At 62.9% G+C, this 17,109-nt stretch carries 16 protein-coding genes; 4 read left to right on the top strand and 12 right to left on the bottom strand.

Annotated features, from left to right (window positions below; all coding sequences use genetic code 11):
- The first annotated feature begins 2 nt into the window (after window positions 1–2).
- Window positions 3–752 (top strand): tetratricopeptide repeat protein, encoded by a 750-nt coding sequence (locus tag FEM01_RS07970; protein ID WP_138218887.1) that lies wholly within the window; start codon window positions 3–5, stop codon window positions 750–752.
- 97 nt (window positions 753–849) lie between these two features.
- Window positions 850–1,404 carry a hypothetical protein gene (locus FEM01_RS07965; protein WP_138218886.1) on the top strand — a complete coding sequence of 185 codons (555 nt, stop codon included), beginning with the start codon at window positions 850–852 and terminating at the stop codon, window positions 1,402–1,404.
- A gap of 78 nt (window positions 1,405–1,482) precedes the next feature.
- On the opposite strand, the gene FEM01_RS07960 is transcribed toward FEM01_RS07965, so the two are convergent.
- The 5 genes from FEM01_RS07960 to FEM01_RS07940 all read right to left on the bottom strand — a co-directional run bounded on the left by FEM01_RS07960 (window position 1,483) and on the right by FEM01_RS07940 (window position 6,684).
- On the bottom strand, window positions 1,483–2,646 hold the full coding sequence (locus tag FEM01_RS07960; protein ID WP_138218885.1) for a type III PLP-dependent enzyme: 1,164 nt from the start codon (window positions 2,644–2,646) through the stop codon (window positions 1,483–1,485).
- A gap of 592 nt (window positions 2,647–3,238) precedes the next feature.
- A complete protein-coding gene (locus tag FEM01_RS07955) occupies window positions 3,239–4,396 on the bottom strand; it encodes an osmoprotectant ABC transporter ATP-binding protein OsmV (protein ID WP_138218884.1) in 1,158 nt (385 codons plus the stop codon).
- Window positions 4,393–5,046, bottom strand: a complete 654-nt coding sequence (locus tag FEM01_RS07950) for an ABC transporter permease (protein WP_138218883.1) — start codon at window positions 5,044–5,046, stop codon at window positions 4,393–4,395. Before FEM01_RS07950 ends, FEM01_RS07955 begins: the two co-directional genes overlap by 4 nt.
- Window positions 5,043–5,957 carry a glycine betaine ABC transporter substrate-binding protein gene (locus FEM01_RS07945; RefSeq protein WP_138218882.1) on the bottom strand — a complete coding sequence of 305 codons (915 nt, stop codon included), beginning with the start codon at window positions 5,955–5,957 and terminating at the stop codon, window positions 5,043–5,045. Before FEM01_RS07945 ends, FEM01_RS07950 begins: the two co-directional genes overlap by 4 nt.
- Before the next feature lie 13 nt (window positions 5,958–5,970).
- Entirely contained in the window at window positions 5,971–6,684 is a 714-nt protein-coding gene (locus FEM01_RS07940; protein WP_138218881.1) for an ABC transporter permease, read from the bottom strand.
- Window positions 6,685–7,177: 493 nt separating this feature from the next.
- Here FEM01_RS07940 and FEM01_RS07935 point away from each other — a divergent pair, with 493 nt between their 5' ends.
- Window positions 7,178–8,761, top strand: coding sequence for a peptide chain release factor 3 (locus FEM01_RS07935; protein ID WP_138218880.1), 1,584 nt, complete (start codon window positions 7,178–7,180; stop codon window positions 8,759–8,761).
- Window positions 8,762–9,122: 361 nt separating this feature from the next.
- Here FEM01_RS07935 and FEM01_RS07930 read toward each other — a convergent pair whose 3' ends face one another.
- The 4 genes from FEM01_RS07930 to FEM01_RS07915 form a co-directional block, all read right to left on the bottom strand.
- Entirely contained in the window at window positions 9,123–10,202 is a 1,080-nt protein-coding gene (locus tag FEM01_RS07930) for a polyamine ABC transporter substrate-binding protein (protein WP_138218879.1), read from the bottom strand.
- A 52-nt stretch (window positions 10,203–10,254) separates the two neighbouring features.
- Window positions 10,255–10,596, bottom strand: a complete 342-nt coding sequence (locus FEM01_RS07925) for a cupin domain-containing protein (RefSeq protein ID WP_138218878.1) — start codon at window positions 10,594–10,596, stop codon at window positions 10,255–10,257.
- A gap of 31 nt (window positions 10,597–10,627) precedes the next feature.
- Entirely contained in the window at window positions 10,628–12,034 is a 1,407-nt protein-coding gene (locus FEM01_RS07920) for an NAD(P)/FAD-dependent oxidoreductase (protein ID WP_138218877.1), read from the bottom strand.
- A 63-nt stretch (window positions 12,035–12,097) separates the two neighbouring features.
- Window positions 12,098–12,898, bottom strand: coding sequence for an AraC family transcriptional regulator (locus tag FEM01_RS07915; RefSeq protein WP_138218876.1), 801 nt, complete (start codon window positions 12,896–12,898; stop codon window positions 12,098–12,100).
- A 214-nt stretch (window positions 12,899–13,112) separates the two neighbouring features.
- On the opposite strand from FEM01_RS07915, the gene FEM01_RS07910 reads away from it, so the two are divergent.
- Window positions 13,113–14,012: a hypothetical protein gene (locus FEM01_RS07910; protein ID WP_138218875.1), complete on the top strand. Its 900-nt coding sequence runs from the start codon at window positions 13,113–13,115 to the stop codon at window positions 14,010–14,012.
- Between the two features lie 217 nt (window positions 14,013–14,229).
- Here FEM01_RS07910 and FEM01_RS07905 read toward each other — a convergent pair whose 3' ends face one another.
- The 3 genes from FEM01_RS07905 to FEM01_RS07895 are packed head-to-tail and all read right to left on the bottom strand — an operon-like array spanning window position 14,230 to window position 17,103.
- Entirely contained in the window at window positions 14,230–15,198 is a 969-nt protein-coding gene (locus FEM01_RS07905; RefSeq protein WP_138218874.1) for a peptide ABC transporter ATP-binding protein, read from the bottom strand.
- Window positions 15,198–16,166, bottom strand: coding sequence for an ABC transporter ATP-binding protein (locus FEM01_RS07900; protein WP_138218873.1), 969 nt, complete (start codon window positions 16,164–16,166; stop codon window positions 15,198–15,200). Before FEM01_RS07900 ends, FEM01_RS07905 begins: the two co-directional genes overlap by 1 nt.
- Window positions 16,167–16,176: 10 nt before the next feature.
- Window positions 16,177–17,103: an ABC transporter permease subunit gene (locus FEM01_RS07895; RefSeq protein ID WP_138218872.1), complete on the bottom strand. Its 927-nt coding sequence runs from the start codon at window positions 17,101–17,103 to the stop codon at window positions 16,177–16,179.
- Window positions 17,104–17,109 lie beyond the last annotated feature (6 nt).

The raw sequence follows: 17,109 nt of genomic DNA, 5'->3' as shown, positions 1-17,109 counted from the left end.
GTATGTCCTACCCGCTGCGGCGTGAAGAGACCTTGGATATCGCTGGCCTCAAGGCCATGCTCGAGCACAGCCCCGGCCAGGCTGCCCAGGCGATCTTGGCGGCGGCAGGCCAGGGGGTGGTCGAGGCGCAGTTGTTGCTTGGGCAGATCCTGCTCGATGGGCGCGGCATCCAGCAGGACGAGCAGGTTGCCCGGCGCTGGTTCAGCATTGCCGCGACGGCCGGCAGCGCCATGGCCCATAACATGCTGGGGCGTTGCCTTGAGCATGGCTGGGGCGGTGACGTCGATCTGCAACAGGCGGCGATTCACTACGCAATCGCTGCGGATACGGGCCTGGACTGGGGCCTTTACAACCTGGGTAACTTACTGGCTACCGGGCGTGGCGTACCGGTCAACCAGGCGCAGGCCTTGGTGTGCTACGAGCAGGCTGCGCAACTGGGCCATGCCAAGTCGATGAACTTGTATGGACGCTACCTGGAGCAGGGTATTGCCACCACCGCGAGTCCAGCGCGGGCCGTGCGCTGGTATCGGCGCTCGGCCGAGGGTGGGGACTTTCGCGGTATGTTCAGTCTGGCGTTGGTGCTGGTGGAACGGGGGGAAATCGCCGAGGCTGCGCCCTGGTTCGATAGGGCGCGGGAGGACGGCAACCTCAACTTTCTGCGCAGTGCACTGGCGACGCTGCAAGGCGCGGGGCCGACGTTGATGAGCTTCGCGGCGCGCTACGCCGAGGAGATCGAACGGCGCGGGGAATGACCTGCCCCGCGCCGACGGAGTGTTTCCCAGTTATACCGCCTCGGTGTCTTGGTTAGCGTGGCGGTCGGCCATGTGGGCCGTTACCGGGAGCTGGACCATGAGCGACACGATTTATCTGAAATGGCTGCGCGGCCGTCTGACCTGTGAGCTGGGTGGTGCAGTATGGCCGGTCTGTTTCAACCGCAAGGGCTATCTGGAGGTCATGCGCCAGGCGGTAGAGCCAGAACTGTTCTACATCGGGATGTTGAAGCACCCGGCAATTGGGGGCGAAATCGCATTTGAGTTTCGCACTGCCGATGGCCAGCAGGTCACTGGGGGCGAGCATGCCGGGCTTACCGCTTCGAGGGAGTTGCTGCCAACCCCCGGTCCGGCCCTGCGCATTTTCAGCAAGGGAGAGGTCGGGCCGGACTTCCCCAACCAACACTACGTCAAGTTGCAATCCCTCGATTCGCGTTGGGTCGCAGTGAGCGGCCGGCGCAAGGTGGACCGTGACTGGCAGTGGTTCGCCATCAATCCGGCCCGTGAAGTACCCATCAGTATCGCCGAGCGTGAGGCTGGCATTCTGCGTCTGCTTGAGCCGCATTTTGCGGGGGCGACAACCTTCACCCTGGAACTGATCGATAGCGACGAGTATGAAGCCCCCGAGACATGAAGGGGGGGCTTTGGGGTCCTTCGTCGGCAAGTGCAGGATGGCACATATGAAAACGGGGCCTTTCGGCCCCGTCTTGCGTTACAGGTAGTAAGCCTTCAGCGGCGGGAAGCCGTTGAACTCCACTGCGCTGTAGCTGGTGGTGTAGGCGCCGGTGGACAGCCAGTACAGGCGGTCGCCGATGGCCAGGTTCAGCGGCAGGCCATACTTGTAGTGCTCGTACATGATGTCGGCGCTGTCGCAGGTTGGGCCGGCGATGACCACTTCTTCGGCTTCGCCTTTCTTCTCGGTCCAGATCGGGAACTTGATGGACTCGTCCATGGTTTCGATCAGGCCGGAGAACTTGCCCACGTCGGTGTAGATCCAGCGCTCGACGGCGGTGCGCGACTTACGTGCCACCAGCACCACTTCGCTGACCAGGATACCGGCGTTGGCGATCAGCGAACGGCCGGGCTCCAGGATGATTTCCGGCAGGTCGTCGCCGAAGTCTTCCTTCAGGAAGCGAATGATCTCTTCAGCGTAGGTTTCCAGGCTGTTGGTGCGGGTGATGTAGTTGGCCGGGAAGCCGCCACCCATGTTGATCAGCTTCAGCTCGATGCCGTCTTCTTCCTTGAGGCGCTCGAAGATCACCTTCACCTTGGCGATGGCGGCGTCCCACACGCTGATGTCGCGTTGTTGCGAACCTACGTGGAAGGAAATGCCGTACGGCACCAGGCCCAGGTCGCGGGCGAGGATCAGCAGGTCCATGGCCATGTCGGTCTGGCAGCCGAATTTACGCGACAGGGGCCAGTCTGCAGTGGTGGAGCCTTCGGTGAGGATACGTACGTAGACTTTCGAGCCCGGCGCAGCCTTGGCAATGTTGCGCAGGTCGGCTTCGGAGTCGGTGGCGTACAGGCGCACACCTTTCTCGTAGAAGTAACGGATGTCCTTGGACTTCTTGATGGTGTTGCCGTAGCTGATGCGGTCGGCGCTGACACCACGGCCCATCACCTTGTCCAGCTCGTAGATCGAGGCGATGTCGAAGCTCGAACCCTTGTCCTTCAGCAGGTCGATGATCTCGACTGCCGGGTTGGCCTTGACCGCGTAGTAGACCTTGGCGAATTCGAACCCTGCGCGCAGGTCGTCATACGCCTGGCTGATCATCTGGGTGTCGATGAGTACGAACGGGGTTTCCTGCTTGTCGGCGAACGCCTTCATTTTCTGGAAGGTGTCACGCGCGAAATAGTCTTCGACCTGGATCGACATGCTCAAGGGCTCCATGGGCAAACTGAAAAGATAAGTGGCTGCAAACTGAACGCCCTCCGTATCCCCACTTTGGTTCGCCTACTTCCCAAGGCATGTCGCCGAAAGCAAAAAGGTCAACCGTGCCTGTGAAGCGGCGGCGGGTGACCTTGCTGTCTCGTCGTCAGTACTTGAGCCGGATGGATCGTTTCCAGCATGGACGTTCGGCGCGCACTTTAGGGCGTGAAGACAGCAAGATCAACAGGTAATCCGGGCGCGTTCGTCGCGGATCGGCCACCAGCATTCTGAATAACCGACTCGTGTGACCGGCAGATGTTCCCAGGCATGTTGCAAGCGTTAAATATTGTGGAATAGAGCGCATTGGCGCCTGTGCGGGCAAGCCCGCTCCCATAGGCATCAGGTGGCACAGCATGGGGGCGTGCGTGCCTCGCTACAGGGCGCAAGTGTTCATATTTATGGCCACGTTTTTCTGGTACTGGCGTGCAATGAAGCGTGCATAAATTTTTTGTTACCGACGGGCGGAATCGTCGATTTCCAGCTGCATCGCCAGCGGTTGGCCTCGCCAGGAGCCTCCGTGCTCCCGGACAGGCCCCAGTCAGGAGGCCAGTGCCTCGGCGGGCGACACGATGGAGCTCTTGGCTCCGCGCGAGCGCCCTGAACTCAGATAGGCGGCAATCGACTCCTGGGTCACTTCGCCGAGGAACACTTGCTCAGCATCGAGCACCGGCAACCACGCGCGGTTGAACTCGTACATCCGCGACAGCAGGATGCGCAGGTGCTCGTCATGCGCAGCGGTGGCATTGAAGTTGCGCAGGAAGTCCGCGCAACTACCTTGCTGGCGGTGCATGTCGCGCCGGCGCACATACCCCAGTGCCTTGTTCTGCGCATCGGTCACTACCACGTAGCGGCGGTCATGTTCATCCAGCAGCTCCAGTGCATCGCTGACCGGCGTCTCGGGGCTGACCGACGGGGCGTTGTCCGCAGCATCTTCGGCGCGTACCAGCAGCAGGCGTTTCAAGGTGCTGTCCTGGCCGACGAAGTTGCTGACGAAATCATCCACCGGATGGGCCAGCAAGGTGTCTGGATGATCCAGCTGAAGCAGCTTGCCGGCACGGAAGATGGCGATCTTGTCACCCAGCTTGATGGCCTCGTCGATGTCGTGGCTGACCATGATCACGGTCTTGTTCAGTGCCCGCTGCATCTCGAAGAATTCGTGCTGGATCAGCTCGCGGTTGATCGGGTCCACCGCACCGAACGGCTCGTCCATCAGCAGTACCGGCGCTTCGGCCGCCAGCGCGCGGATCACGCCGATGCGCTGCTGCTGCCCACCGGACAGCTCGCGTGGGTAGCGTTGCAGGTACTGCTTGGGTTCGAGCTTGATCATGTGCATCAGCTCGCGAGCCCGCTCGCGGCATTTCTGCTTGTCCCAACCCAGCAGGCGCGGGACCACGGTGATGTTCTCCTCGATGGTCATGTTGGGGAACAGGCCGATCTGCTGGATCACGTAGCCGATGTGGCGGCGCAGGGTGACCTCGTCCAGCGCGTTGGTGTCCTCGCCGTTGATGAACACCTGGCCGCTGGTGGGGGCGATTAGGCGATTGATCATCTTCAGCGTGGTGCTCTTGCCGCAGCCGGAGGGGCCGAGGAACACGCAGATCTCGCCTTCGTTGACGGTGAGACTTACCGAGTCGACGGCTTTGACGTCCTTGCCGTTGACGTTGAAGGTCTTGCTGAGGTTCTTCAGTTCGATCATGGGCGCAGTCCTTGTGGAGTCAGGGCACGTTGCAGGGTTTGCAGGATGAGGTCGGCGATGATCGCCAGCAGGCTGACCAGCACAGCGCCGACCAGCAGCATCGACATGTCGCTACGGCTGATGGAGGTGAGGATGAGTACGCCAAGCCCGCCGGCGCCGATGGTCGCGGCGATGGTCATCACGCCGATGTTCATCACCACCGCAGTACGCACGCCGGCGAGGATCACCGGCACCGCGATGGGTAGCTCGACCATGCGCAGGCGCTGGCCGAAGGTCATGCCGATGCCTCGGGCGGCTTCGCGAATGCCGGGTTCGACGCTGGTCAAGGCCAGGTAGGTGTTGCGCAGGATCGGCAACAGTGAATAAAGGAACACCGCGGTGATCGCCGGCAACGGCCCAAGGCCTTGGCCGAACTTGCTGTAGAACGGTAGCAGCAGGCCGAACAGGGCGATCGACGGGATCGTCAGCAGCACCGTGGCGCTGGCTTGCAAGGGGCCAGCCACGGCGGGGAAGCGGGTCATCAGGATGCCCAGCGGCACGCCGACGATGATCGCCAGGCCCACCGCGATACCCACCAGGGCCACGTGCTGCCCGGTCAGTTGCAGGACCTGAGCCCAGTCGAGGTGGGCGAAGGTGTCGAGCATGTTCATGGCTGTACCTCGCGGGTCAGAGGGTGCTCGCGCAGAAAGGCGGCCGCCACGGCGGTCGGGTTCTGATGCTCGACATCGACCTTGGCGTTGAGCGTGCGCATGGTCTGGTCATCGAGCTGTTCGGCCAGCGGCTTGAGCAGGCCCGCCAGTTGCGGGTTGGCGTCGAGCACAGGCTTGCGTACCACCGGCGCTGCGGTGTAGTCGGGGAAGTAGTGTTTGTCGTCTTCGAGCAGCTTGAGGTTGAACGCGTTCAGGCGCCCGTCGGTGGTGTAGACCAGCCCTGCGAACACCTGATTGTTGCGCATTGCGGTGTAGACCAAGCCGGCATCCATCTGGCGGATGTTCGGGCGGCCGACTTGCAGGTCGTACATCGCCTTGAGGCCGACCAGGCCATCGGGGCGATTGGCAAACTCGGTATCCAGTGCGAGCAGGTGATTGCGCGAACGTTCGTCACGCAGCACCTGATTGAGGTCGCTGATGGTGTTGACCTGTGGATAAGCCTCGGCGACCTGGTGGGGCAGACCCAGGGCATAGGTATTGCTGAACTTCGATGGGGTCAGCCAGACCAGGCCCTTCTTCGCATCCAGTGCCTTGACCTTGGCGTAGGTGGCCTCGGCGCTGGGCATGCGTTCATCGACGTGGTTGTACGAGACCAGCGACACCCCGGTGTACTCCCACATCAGGTCGAGCTGACCGGTTTCCTGGGCTTGGCGCGCGATGTTGCTGCCAAGGCCGCTGGTCACCTGCACCTCGAAGCCGTTGGCGCGCAGGTATTGAGCGGTGATTTCGGCCAACACGGTCTGTTCGGTGAACACCCGTGCGCCGATGCGGATCAGGGGTTTTTCTGCGGCTTGGGCAAACCCTGCGCACAGCAGGGCCGCGCCCAGCAGCAAGGCGATTGTCTTTTTCATGGGTGCCTCTTCTTTATTGGGCCAGGCCACGTTCCAGCCAGCGCTTGCTGGAGAAACTCACCAACGCATCCAGTGCCAGGGCGAGCAATGCCGTACAGGCGGCCCCCAGCAGCAACTGTGGTTGGTTGTTAAGGGCGATGCCGGGGAAAATCAGGCTGCCCAGGCTGTTGGCGCCGATCAGGAACGCCAGGGGCGCGGTGCCCACATTCAGCGCCAGGGCCACTCGCACACCGCCGACGATGATCGGCACGGCATTGGGCAGCTCTACCTGCCACAGTTGCTGGCGCGGGGTCATGCCGATGCCGGTGGCGGCTTCCTTGAGCGAGGCAGGGACGTTTTTCAGGCCCTCATAGGTGTTGCGCACGATCGGCAGCAGGGAGGCGAGGAACAGCGCGAAGATCGCCGGGCCCGCGCCGATGCCCAGGACACTCAGGGCGATGGCCAGGACGGCCAGGGGAGGAATGGTGTTGCCAACGTTGAAGAACTGCATGAAGCGCTCGGCTTTGTCGACCCGGTGCGGTCGACTCAAGGCAATGCCGGCAGGGATGCCTACGGCCAGCGCCGCCGCCATCGAAGCCAGCACCAGTACCAGGTGCGCTTGCAGGTAGAACCCAAGATCGTCGCGATAACGCGCGATTGTGTCGATGCCGATCCAGTGGACCAGCAGGGCCAGGATGACGAGCACGGCGGCCCATCCCAACAGCCCTTTACCGTAGCGTGTTGCCACAGGCGGACTCCTTCTTGTAGTCGGCGCCCGCACCCCCGTGTGGCCGGCCATTCCTGGCGGCGGGTAGTGTGAGCGCGAGTAGCAGCGTGAGGCAGGTTGAACGCCGCGATCACGCCATGAGCCGAACCCCGTCGGGCCCGAAAATGCTGATGAAACCAATCCCCAACCGAAGCGGGTTGCAGGGGAGTGGACGTCTCCGTGGGCGTAAAGGTTCCCATCTGAGGCGGCATTTGGCCAGTGTCAATCACTGGTGCCTGATAAAATTGGCGAGAAAAAACATCGGGTTAATGCTCTGTAGGCGTTGAAATACCTGTCCTGTAGCCTTTTGTCGTGATAAAGCAATTGTTTGCTGCGTCTAGACGTAGCTGTGCCGGCCCTTTCGCGGACACTGCGCAGGGCTGGGCCTGTAGGCGCTGGTTCAGCCGATTTTGGTCCAGGCCCAAACTCAGGTATGATATCGCCCCTTTTTAATCCCCCAGTCAGGCGATTTCCCATGACCAACCAGGCCGCCGAAGTCGCGAAGCGCCGCACTTTCGCAATCATTTCCCACCCCGACGCCGGTAAGACCACCATCACCGAGAAGCTGTTGCTGATGGGCAAGGCGATCTCCGTCGCGGGTACCGTGAAGTCGCGCAAGTCCGACCGCCACGCCACCTCCGACTGGATGGAAATGGAGAAGCAGCGCGGTATCTCCATCACCACCTCGGTGATGCAGTTCCCGTACCGCGAGCACATGATCAACCTGCTCGACACCCCCGGCCACGAAGACTTCTCCGAAGACACCTACCGCACCCTGACTGCGGTGGACTCGGCGCTGATGGTGCTCGACGGCGGTAAGGGTGTAGAGCCGCGCACCATTGCCCTGATGGACGTTTGCCGTCTGCGTGATACGCCGATCGTCAGCTTCATCAACAAACTCGACCGTGACATCCGCGACCCGATCGAGCTGCTCGATGAAATCGAAGCGGTCCTCAAGATCAAGGCCGCGCCGATCACCTGGCCAATTGGCTGCTACCGCGACTTCAAGGGCGTGTACCATCTGACCGGCGACTACATCGTGGTCTACACCCCCGGTCACGGCCACGAGCGCACCGAAGCCAAGATCATCCAGAAGCTGGACTCCGACGAGGCCCGCGCGCACTTGGGCGACCAGTACGATGGGTTCGTCGAGCAACTGGAACTGGTGCAGGGCGCCTGCCACGAGTTCAACCAGGACGAGTTCATCAACGGTCAGCTCACCCCGGTGTTCTTCGGTACTGCGCTGGGCAACTTCGGTGTCGACCATGTACTCGACGCGGTTGTCGACTGGGCGCCGCGCCCGCTGGGCCGCGTGGCCCACGAGCGCACCGTGGAGCCGGTCGAGGAGAAGTTCACAGGCTTCGTGTTCAAGATCCAGGCGAACATGGACCCGAAACACCGCGACCGCATCGCCTTCATGCGGATTTGCTCGGGCAAGTACGAGAAGGGCATGAAGATGCGCCACGTGCGCCTGAACAAGGACCTGCGCATCGGCGATGCGCTGACGTTCTTCTCTTCCGAGCGTGAGCAGCTGGAAGAGGCCTTCGCTGGCGACATCATCGGCCTGCACAACCACGGCACCATCCAGATCGGCGACACCTTCACCGAAGGCGAGGCGCTGGGCTTCACCGGTATCCCGCACTTCGCCCCGGAGCTGTTCCGCCGCGTGCGCCTGAAAGACCCACTCAAATCCAAGCAATTGCGCCAGGGCTTGCAGCAGTTGGCCGAAGAGGGTGCTACCCAGGTGTTCTTCCCTGAGCGCAGCAACGACATCATCCTGGGTGCGGTCGGTGTGCTGCAGTTCGACGTGGTCGCCAGCCGCCTGAAGGAAGAGTACAAGGTCGAGTGCGCCTATGAGCCGATCACCGTCTGGTCTGCCCGCTGGATCAGCTGCGACGACAAGAAGAAGCTCGAGGAATTCCAGAACAAGGCCATGGAAAACCTGGCCATCGACGGTGGTGGTCACCTGACCTACCTGGCGCCGACCCGGGTCAACCTGTCCTTGATGGAAGAGCGCTGGCCGGACATCAAGTTCCGCGCGACCCGCGAGCATCACTGACAGCCAGCGCGGTCCCTGTACATAGGAGCGGCCTTGTGTCGCGATGGGCTGCAAAGCAGCCCCCAAATTTGCTGCTCTTGCAGAGATCTTGGGGCTTCTTCGCAGCCCATCGCGGCACAAGGCCTCCCTCATAGAAATACACATAACTTGTTGATTTAGAAGGAATCTGTGGGAGCGGGCTTGCCCGCGAACACCGGCAAAGCCGGTGCCATCCACCGAGTCGCCTGCTTCGCGGGCAAGTCGGGGCGCCGAACCGCCGCTCCCACAGGGTACGCGGAGCGCTTGCGAAATCAGTTCTCTGCGCGACAGCGCAGCCCAAAGGGCTGGGTGATCTCCTACAGGGGTGGTGTCATGCCTGAACTCAATTCCCGGCCTTGATGCTGGTCCAGATCCGCGTGCGAATGCGGTCGATCTTCGCCGGCATTGCTTCCAGGGCATACAGCTTGCCCATCACATCCTCGCTCGGATAAATCATCGTGTTGGCCTTCAGCGCCGGCTCAACCTTCGCATCCGCCGCCAGGTTGCCGTTGGCGTACTGCACGTGGTTGCTGATGTTGGCCATCGCGTCAGGGTCCAACAGGTAGTTCATGTAGGCGTAACCGGCCTTTTCGTCCGGCGCATCGACTGGCATGGCGACCATGTCGAACCACATCGGCGCGCCTTCCTTCGGGATCGAGTACCCCACCTTCACCCCGTTCTTCGCCTCCTCGGCGCGGTTCTTGGCCTGTAGCACATCACCCGAGAAACCCACCACGACACACACATCGCCATTGGCCAGGTCGCCGGTGTACTTGGATGAGTGGAAGTAGCTGATGTACGGGCGCACTTTCATCAGCAGCGCCTTGGCCTTGTCGTAGTCGGCCGGGTTCTGGCTGTGGTGTGGCAGGCCGAGATAGTGCAGGGCGATCGGCAGCAGCTCGGGGCCGTTGTCCAGCACCGCCACGCCGCAGCTCTTGAGCTTGCTCATGTACTCGGGCTTGAAGATCAGGTCCCAGGAATCCACCGGGGCGTCCTCGCCCAGCACGGCCTTGACCTTGTCGATGTTGTAGCCGATACCGGTGCTACCCCACAGGTACGGGAAGCCATACTGGTTGCCGGGGTCGTTCACCTCCAGCGCCTTGAGCAGCACCGGATTGAGGTTCTTCCAGTTGGGCAATTGCGACTTGTCCAGCTTCTTCAGGGCCTTGCCCTGGATCTGCCGGGCCATGAAGTGGTTGGAGGGAAACACCACGTCATAGCCGGAATTGCCGGTCATCAGCTTGCCGTCGAGGGTCTCGTTGCTGTCGTACACGTCGTACGTCGGGTTGATGCCGGTGGCCTTCTGGAAGTTCTGCAGGGTGTCGGGGGCCACATAGCTGGACCAGTTATAGATCTTCACCGAGTCGGCGGCGCTGGCTACGCTGGCGGCCAGCATCAGGGGTGCGAGAAAGAGGGTACGCATGTCGGGGTTACCTTGCTTTGTCTGTTGTTATCGAAGGCAGGCGATCAGCGGATCAGAAAATCAGTACGTAACTCTTGCGCACGGTCTGCTGGATGTCCCAGATGCCGGTGCTGTTGGCCGGTAGCATCAGTGCGTCTCCGGCTTCTATGATCAGTGGCTCGCCGCCGTCGGGAGTGAAGGTGCAGCGGCCCTTGATGAAGTGGCAGAACTCCTGTTGCACGATCTGCCGCCGCCAGCGGCCCGGGGTGCATTCCCAAATGCCGGTCTCGACCCCGTCGCTGCGCTCGACGCAGGTGACCGAAGTGACGGCGACCGGCTCGCCAAGGGGGACGGCGACAGGGTTGGAGCTGTCCAGCGTGATGCTGTCGGTGTGCTTGAACTGGGTGATGCGCATGACCGGTGTTTCCTGTGTGGTGGGCGGGAAGTCAGTGCATGAAGCCTTCCATGAAGTCGGCCAGCCCCGTGGCCAAGCGCCGCCGCCAAGGCGCGCTGGCTGGGTTGGCGAGGGTCCGGTCCTCGTTGACGAAGCTCTGGATGATCGCGTTGTAGCCCAGCCAGCGGCACGGTTCTGGCGGCCAGCTGGCCAGGCTCGCGACTGGGCGGTTGTCGTGCACCCACGGCTGCGCGGTGAGGGCGTTGTGTTGGCCAAGGATCAGCGCGGCGAGGGTGCGCCCGCCTAGGTTGCTGGCGCCTACGCCTTCACCGCCGTAGCCACCGGCCAGGGCGACGCCGCGCTGGCGGTCGCACAGCATGTGCGGGCGGAAGCGCCGGGCCATACCCAGGTTGCCGCCCCAGGAGTGGGTGATACGCACATGCTTGAGCTGCGGGAAGAGTTCGCCGAACAGGTAGCGGCGCAGTTCGATCTCGTGATGTTCGAGGTTGAAGTTTTCCCGCAACCGCCCGCCGAAGCGATAGCCGCCACGTGCGCCGAACACCAGGCGGTTGTCGGCGCTGCGTTGGCCATAGGTGACCTGGCGGCTGTTCTCGCTGAACGCCTGGCCCTGGCTCAGGCCAATCTGTTCCCAGGTGGACTCTGGCAGTGGCTCGGTGGCCACCAGCAGGCTTTGCACTGGCAACTGGTGGCGCCCCAGCGGCGGCAAGCTGGCGGCGTAGCCCTCGACGGCGGGCACGATCCAGTGGCTGCGGATGCGCGCCAGCGGCGTACGTACTTCACCTGTCTGCCAATCGAGCGCCGGGGTGTTCTCGTAGATCGTAACGCCTAGCGCCTCGACCGCCCGGGCCAGGCCGCGCACCAACTTGGCGGGCTGGAGGGTGGCGGTGTGCGGGCTGAAGACCGCGCCATAGGGGTTGCTGATGCGTAACTGGGCATCGAGCTGTTCGGGGCGCAGCCAGTGGTAGTCGTGTTCGGTCATGCCCTGGCGGTAGAGATCGTCCAGCCACGCGCGCAGGCTACGCTCCTGTTCGGGGTAACGGGCCGCGCAGTACAGCACTCCGCCCTTGCGGTAGTCGCAGTCGATGCCTTCGCGTTGCAACACGTGCTGGACTTCGTCGGGGGTGCCCTGCAACAGGTCGATACTGGCCCGGCGTTGCTGCGGCGAAAGGCTGGCGAGCAGGCGGTCTTCGCCCAGGATGTTGCCCATCAGCCAACCGCCGTTGCGCCCGGAGGCGCCGAAGCCTGCAATGTTCGCCTCGATCAGCGCGATGTTCAGTTGAGGGGCCTGGCGCTTGAGGTAGTACGCGGTCCACAGGCCCGTGTAGCCGGCGCCGATGATGCACACGTCGAGGTCCAGGTCCTGGCGCAGGGCCGCACGCGCACACAGCGGCTCGTCGAGCTGGTCCATCCACAGGCTGATCGTGCGCAGGGATTGCATCGGTCGTGCTCCACATCCGTCAAGGTCTGTGGGCGATCCTAGTGAAGCGTGGGGAAGGCTGTCTTACGTGCGTGCACGCAGGGAAATCTGCTTGAGATACGCCTTGGGCGTGACGCCGGTGTGCTCGCGAAAGGCTTTGTAGAACGCCGAAAGCGAGTTGAACCCGGCATCGAACGCCAGGGCGTCGATGGGCGCCTCGATGCGGTCGTCGTCGAGGCGGGCCATCAGGTGTTGCAGGCGGGCCTGGTTGACGTAGCGATAGAAGCTCTGGCCCAGCACCTGGTTGAGCAGGTAGGAGATCTGGTTACGGCTGTAGCCGCTTTCGTCGGCCACCTGTTGCAGATCCAGCTCCGGGTCCAGGTAGGGACGGCGGTTGTGGAAGTAGTGCTCCAGGTCCTGGGCCATGGTCGACAGCTGCCGTGGCGACAGGCCCAGGCGGCTGGTGGCCGGGCGCAGTCCAGTGCCCGAGGCGCCTTTAGTGTCTTGGCGCACCAGCGTTGCGTACTCGTTGACCCGCCAGATAAGGCTGTCCTTGACGGTGATCGCTTCGCTCGACTGAAACGCCGCCAGGCCGTCGCCGCCCTGCACGGTTACCTGGTACTGGATGAATGCGGTGCAGCCGTCGACGCGAATACGGTCGCTATGGACGATGTCCTCGCCGGCTTCATGGGGCAGGCAGGCGCGCACATAGTCGCGCAGTTGCGCATAGCCGAGTACGCGGTTCTGGAAGAAGTCGTGGTACTGCACATCCGGGTGAAACAGCGCCATCACACCGTCCAGGTCGCGATGCTTCCAGCACAGGTGGTAGCGCATGACGGTGTCGGCGGTGAGCGGGGTCTGGGCGCTGCTGTCAGGAAGTGTCATGCCTGGATCATGCCTTGGCGTCCGGGCGGCGACAAGAATGCAGAACACCTGATGGCAAACGGTGATTCGCGCATTTTGCACGGTCCTGTCTCTACGATCGTGGTTAACGTATTGATTTCAAAGGACGTCATTTTTCGTCACAACTGGCACAGGCACTGCAACGGTTAGCACGTGAAGGGATATCTCGCTAACAACTCATACAGGCGAACACATCATGATCACCTCTGCCGACTCTGTCGTTGTCGATAACCAAAGCCGTTCGGGCGTGTCCTGGGCGGCGATTTTCGCGGGTGCCGCTGCCGCTGCTGCCGCGTCGCTGATCCTCGTGGTCCTGGGGGCTGGCTTGGGCTTGGCGGCCACATCGCCGTGGGCTGACGAAGGGGCCAGCGCCAAGGCACTGGGCATCTCCACTATCGTCTGGTTGTTGCTCACGCAAATCATCGCATCAGGCCTTGGCGGTTATATCGCCGGGCGGTTGCGGGTGAAGTGGGCCAACCTGCATGGCGATGAGGTTTACTTCCGCGATACTGCCCACGGCTTCCTGTCCTGGGCCGTGGCGACCCTGGTTGCGGCAATGCTGGTGCTCGGAACCGCCGGCAACCTGATCGGCGCTGGCGCCAGCGCGGCATCCCAGGTGGTCACGGTCAGCGCTGCCGCTGGGGGCGCTGCGGCGGCGGGCAATCACAACGACTCGATGGGCTATTTTGTCGACAGCCTGTTCCGTAGTGAGGGGCCGGCTCCGGTCAGCGAGGATGCCGCCAACGGCGTGGCCGCGCGGATCCTTGCCAAAGGTGTCGCCAATGATGGAGCCCTGCCAGCAGAGGATCGTGCCTACCTGGCGCAGTTGGTGGCGCAACGTACGCGTTTGACCTTGCCAGAGGCCGAGGCGCGTGTGGATCAGGTCATGGCACAGGTACAGCAACTCAAAGTCCAAGCCAAGCAAGCGGCTGACAAGGCCGCCAGCGTGGCCGCCTGGACCGCGTTGTGGACCTTCGTTGCACTGCTTTGCGGCGCATTCTTCGCCAGCCTGGCTGCGCTGTTTGGCGGCCGTCTGCGTGACCGCGTGCAGTGGCTTGAAGGCGACTACGTAACCCATCGCACCATTCAACGTTAAGCAGGGAGAACCGATATGCGCTCGATTTTGCTGTGGATGCTTGGAGTACCTATCCCCGTGATTATCCTGATTGCAATTTTCATGCATTGACCGAGAAGGGCAGCTTCACGTAGCGCTGGCCATTCAGGGCTGCGTTGCAGCCCATCGCGGCACAAGGCCGCTCCTACAGCGTGCTGTAGGAGCGGCCTTGTGCCGCGATCGGTTGTGCTGCGACTACCTAGAGAAACTGCTCTGCATAGTGACAAGCCACCTGCCGGGTACTCACCGCACGCAATGCCGGTACCTCCTTGGCACAACGCTCGGTCGCATGCGGGCAGCGCTTGTGGAACGCGCAGCCATCCGGTGGATTCAGCGGGTTGGGGAGTTCACCGGCAATGCGGATCTTCGGCTTGAGCGGATCCGGGTGAATCGCCGGGGTCGCTGACAGCAGCGCTTGGGTGTAAGGGTGCAGGGGCTTGGCGTAGATATCCTCTTTAGGCCCCATCTCCGCAGGCCTGCCCAGATACATGACCAGCACGTCATCGGCCACATGACGGACCACGGCCAGGTTGTGGGAGATGAACACGTAAGCGGTGTTGAATGCCTTCTGCAAGTCCATGAACAGGTTCAGCACCTGTGCCTGGATCGACACGTCCAGCGCCGAGGTGGGTTCATCCGCCACCAGCACTTTCGGTTGCAGCATCATCGCGCGGGCCAGGGCAATGCGCTGGCGCTGGCCGCCCGAGAACATGTGCGGGTAGCGCTGGTAGTGCTCGGGACGCAGGCCCACCTGCTCCATCATCTTCTGCACCTTTTCACGGCGCTCGGCCTTGCTCAGCGAGGTGTTGATCAGCAACGGCTCGGCCAACTGGTCGCCGACCTTCTGGCGTGGGTTGAGCGAAGCGTAGGGGCTCTGGAAGACCATCTGCACGTCACGGCGTAGTTGCTTGCGTGCTTGCTTGTCGGCGCTATTGACCTCGATGCCGGCGATTTGCAGTGAGCCTGAGGAAGGCGCCTCGATCAGCGTGAGGGCGCGGGCCAGGGTCGACTTGCCACAGCCGGATTCGCCGACCACGGCCAGGGTCTTGCCGGCCTCCAGTTCGAACGACACGCCGTTGAGTGCGCGCACCAGGGCATGGCCCTTGAACAGGCCACGGGACACTTCATAGTGACGGGTCAGGTCACGGGCGGACAGTACGACGCTCATCACGCCACCTCCTGGTTGAGCGGGTAGAAGCACCGCGCGAGGCTATGAGCCTGGGGGGCGAGGGCTGGGCGCTGTTGACGGCAGTTGTCCTGCACGTACGGGCAGCGTGGCGACAGCAGGCAACCCTGCGGGCGGTCGTAGCGACCGGGGACGATGCCGGGCAGGGTGGCCAGGCGCTCGGCACCGAGGCTGTGCTCGGGAATGGCCGCAAGCAGCGCTTCGCTGTAAGGGTGGGCGGGGATCTCGAACAGCTCCGGCACCTGGCCTACCTCCACGGCTTGGCCGGCGTACATTACGCATACGCGCTTGGCCGTTTCGGCGACCACTGCCAGGTCATGGGTGATCAGGATCAGCGCCATGTTGCGCTCTTTCTGCAGGTTCACCAGCAGCTCCATGATCTGCGCCTGGATGGTCACATCCAGCGCCGTGGTGGGTTCGTCGGCGATCAGCAGCTTGGGTTCACCGGCAATCGCCATGGCAATCGCCACGCGCTGGCTCATGCCACCGGAGAGCTGGTGCGGGTAGGCATCCAGGCGGCTTTCGGCAGCCGGGATTTCGACCTTCTTGAGCAGCTCCAGGGCGCGCTGGCGCGCCGCCTTGCCTTTGAGGCCCAGGTGCTGGCGCAGCACTTCTTCGATCTGGAAGCCCACGGTGTAGCTGGGGTTGAGCGCGGTCATCGGGTCCTGGAAGACCATCGCGATGTCCTTGCCAACGACCTTGCGCCGCTGGCGGCCGCTCAGCTTGAGCATGTCGGTGCCGGCGAAGTGCATGCGTTCGGCAGTGATGCGTCCGGGGGCGTCGATCAGCCCCATCAGGGCCATCATGGTGACGGACTTGCCCGAGCCGGACTCGCCGACGATGGCGAGGATTTCGCCAGCATCCACCGTCAGGTCGAGGCCATCGACCACCGGCACGGCATGGGCGTCGCCGAAGCGCACGTCGAGCTTGTTGATTTCTAGCAGTGACATGGCGGTCTCCTCAGGCGGCGTTCTTGAGTTTCGGGTCTAGCGCGTCGCGCAGGCCGTCGCCCATCAGGTTGATTGCCAGCACACTGAGCAATATGGTCAGGCCGGGCAGGCTCACCACCCACCAGGCGCGTTCGATGTAGTCACGGGCCGAGGCCAGCATGGTGCCCCACTCAGGCGTCGGCGGTTGTACGCCGAGGCCCAGGAAGCCCAGTGCGGCGGCATCCAGGATCGCCGAGGAGAAACTGAGCGTGGCCTGCACGATCAGCGGCGCCATGCAGTTGGGTAGCACGGTGACGAACATCAGCCGCGGCAGGCCGGCGCCAGCCAGGCGGGCGGCGGTGACGTAGTCGCGGTTGAGTTCGCCCATCACCGCCGCGCGGGTCAGGCGCACGTAGGACGGCAGCGACACGATGGCGATGGCTATCACGGTATTGATCAGGCCAGGGCCGAGGATGGCGACGATCGCCACGGCCAGCAGCAGTGACGGCAAGGCCAGCATGACGTCCATCAGGCGCATGATCGACGGGCCCAGCAGGCGTGGGAAGAAACCGGCGAACAGGCCCAGCAGGATGCCAGGGATCAGCGACATCACCACCGAGGACAGGCCGATCAGCAGCGACAGACGTGCGCCTTGTATCAGCCGCGAGAGCAGGTCACGGCCTAACTCGTCGGTGCCGAGGATGAACTGCCAGGTGCCGCCTTCGAGCCACACCGGTGGGGTAAGCAGAAAATCGCGGTACTGCTCGCTAGGGTCATGCGGCGCGACCCAGGGGGCGAACAGCGCGCAGAACACGATCAGCAGCATGAAGGCAAGGCCGGCCACTGCGCCTTTGTTGCGCGAGAAGGCGTGCCAGAACTCTTTGTAGGGCGAGGGGTAGAGCAGGCTCTGGTCGACCACGCCGGTTGGGGTGACAGATTTTGCAATCGGGCTTGTCATGGCGTG

Source organism: Pseudomonas mosselii, from assembly GCF_005796105.1.
In the GTDB taxonomy this organism is placed as follows: Bacteria; Pseudomonadota; Gammaproteobacteria; order Pseudomonadales; family Pseudomonadaceae; genus Aquipseudomonas; species Aquipseudomonas mosselii_C.
The sequence above is the reverse complement of the archived record's forward strand: the minus strand, read 5'-3'. Positions and strand labels throughout refer to the sequence as shown.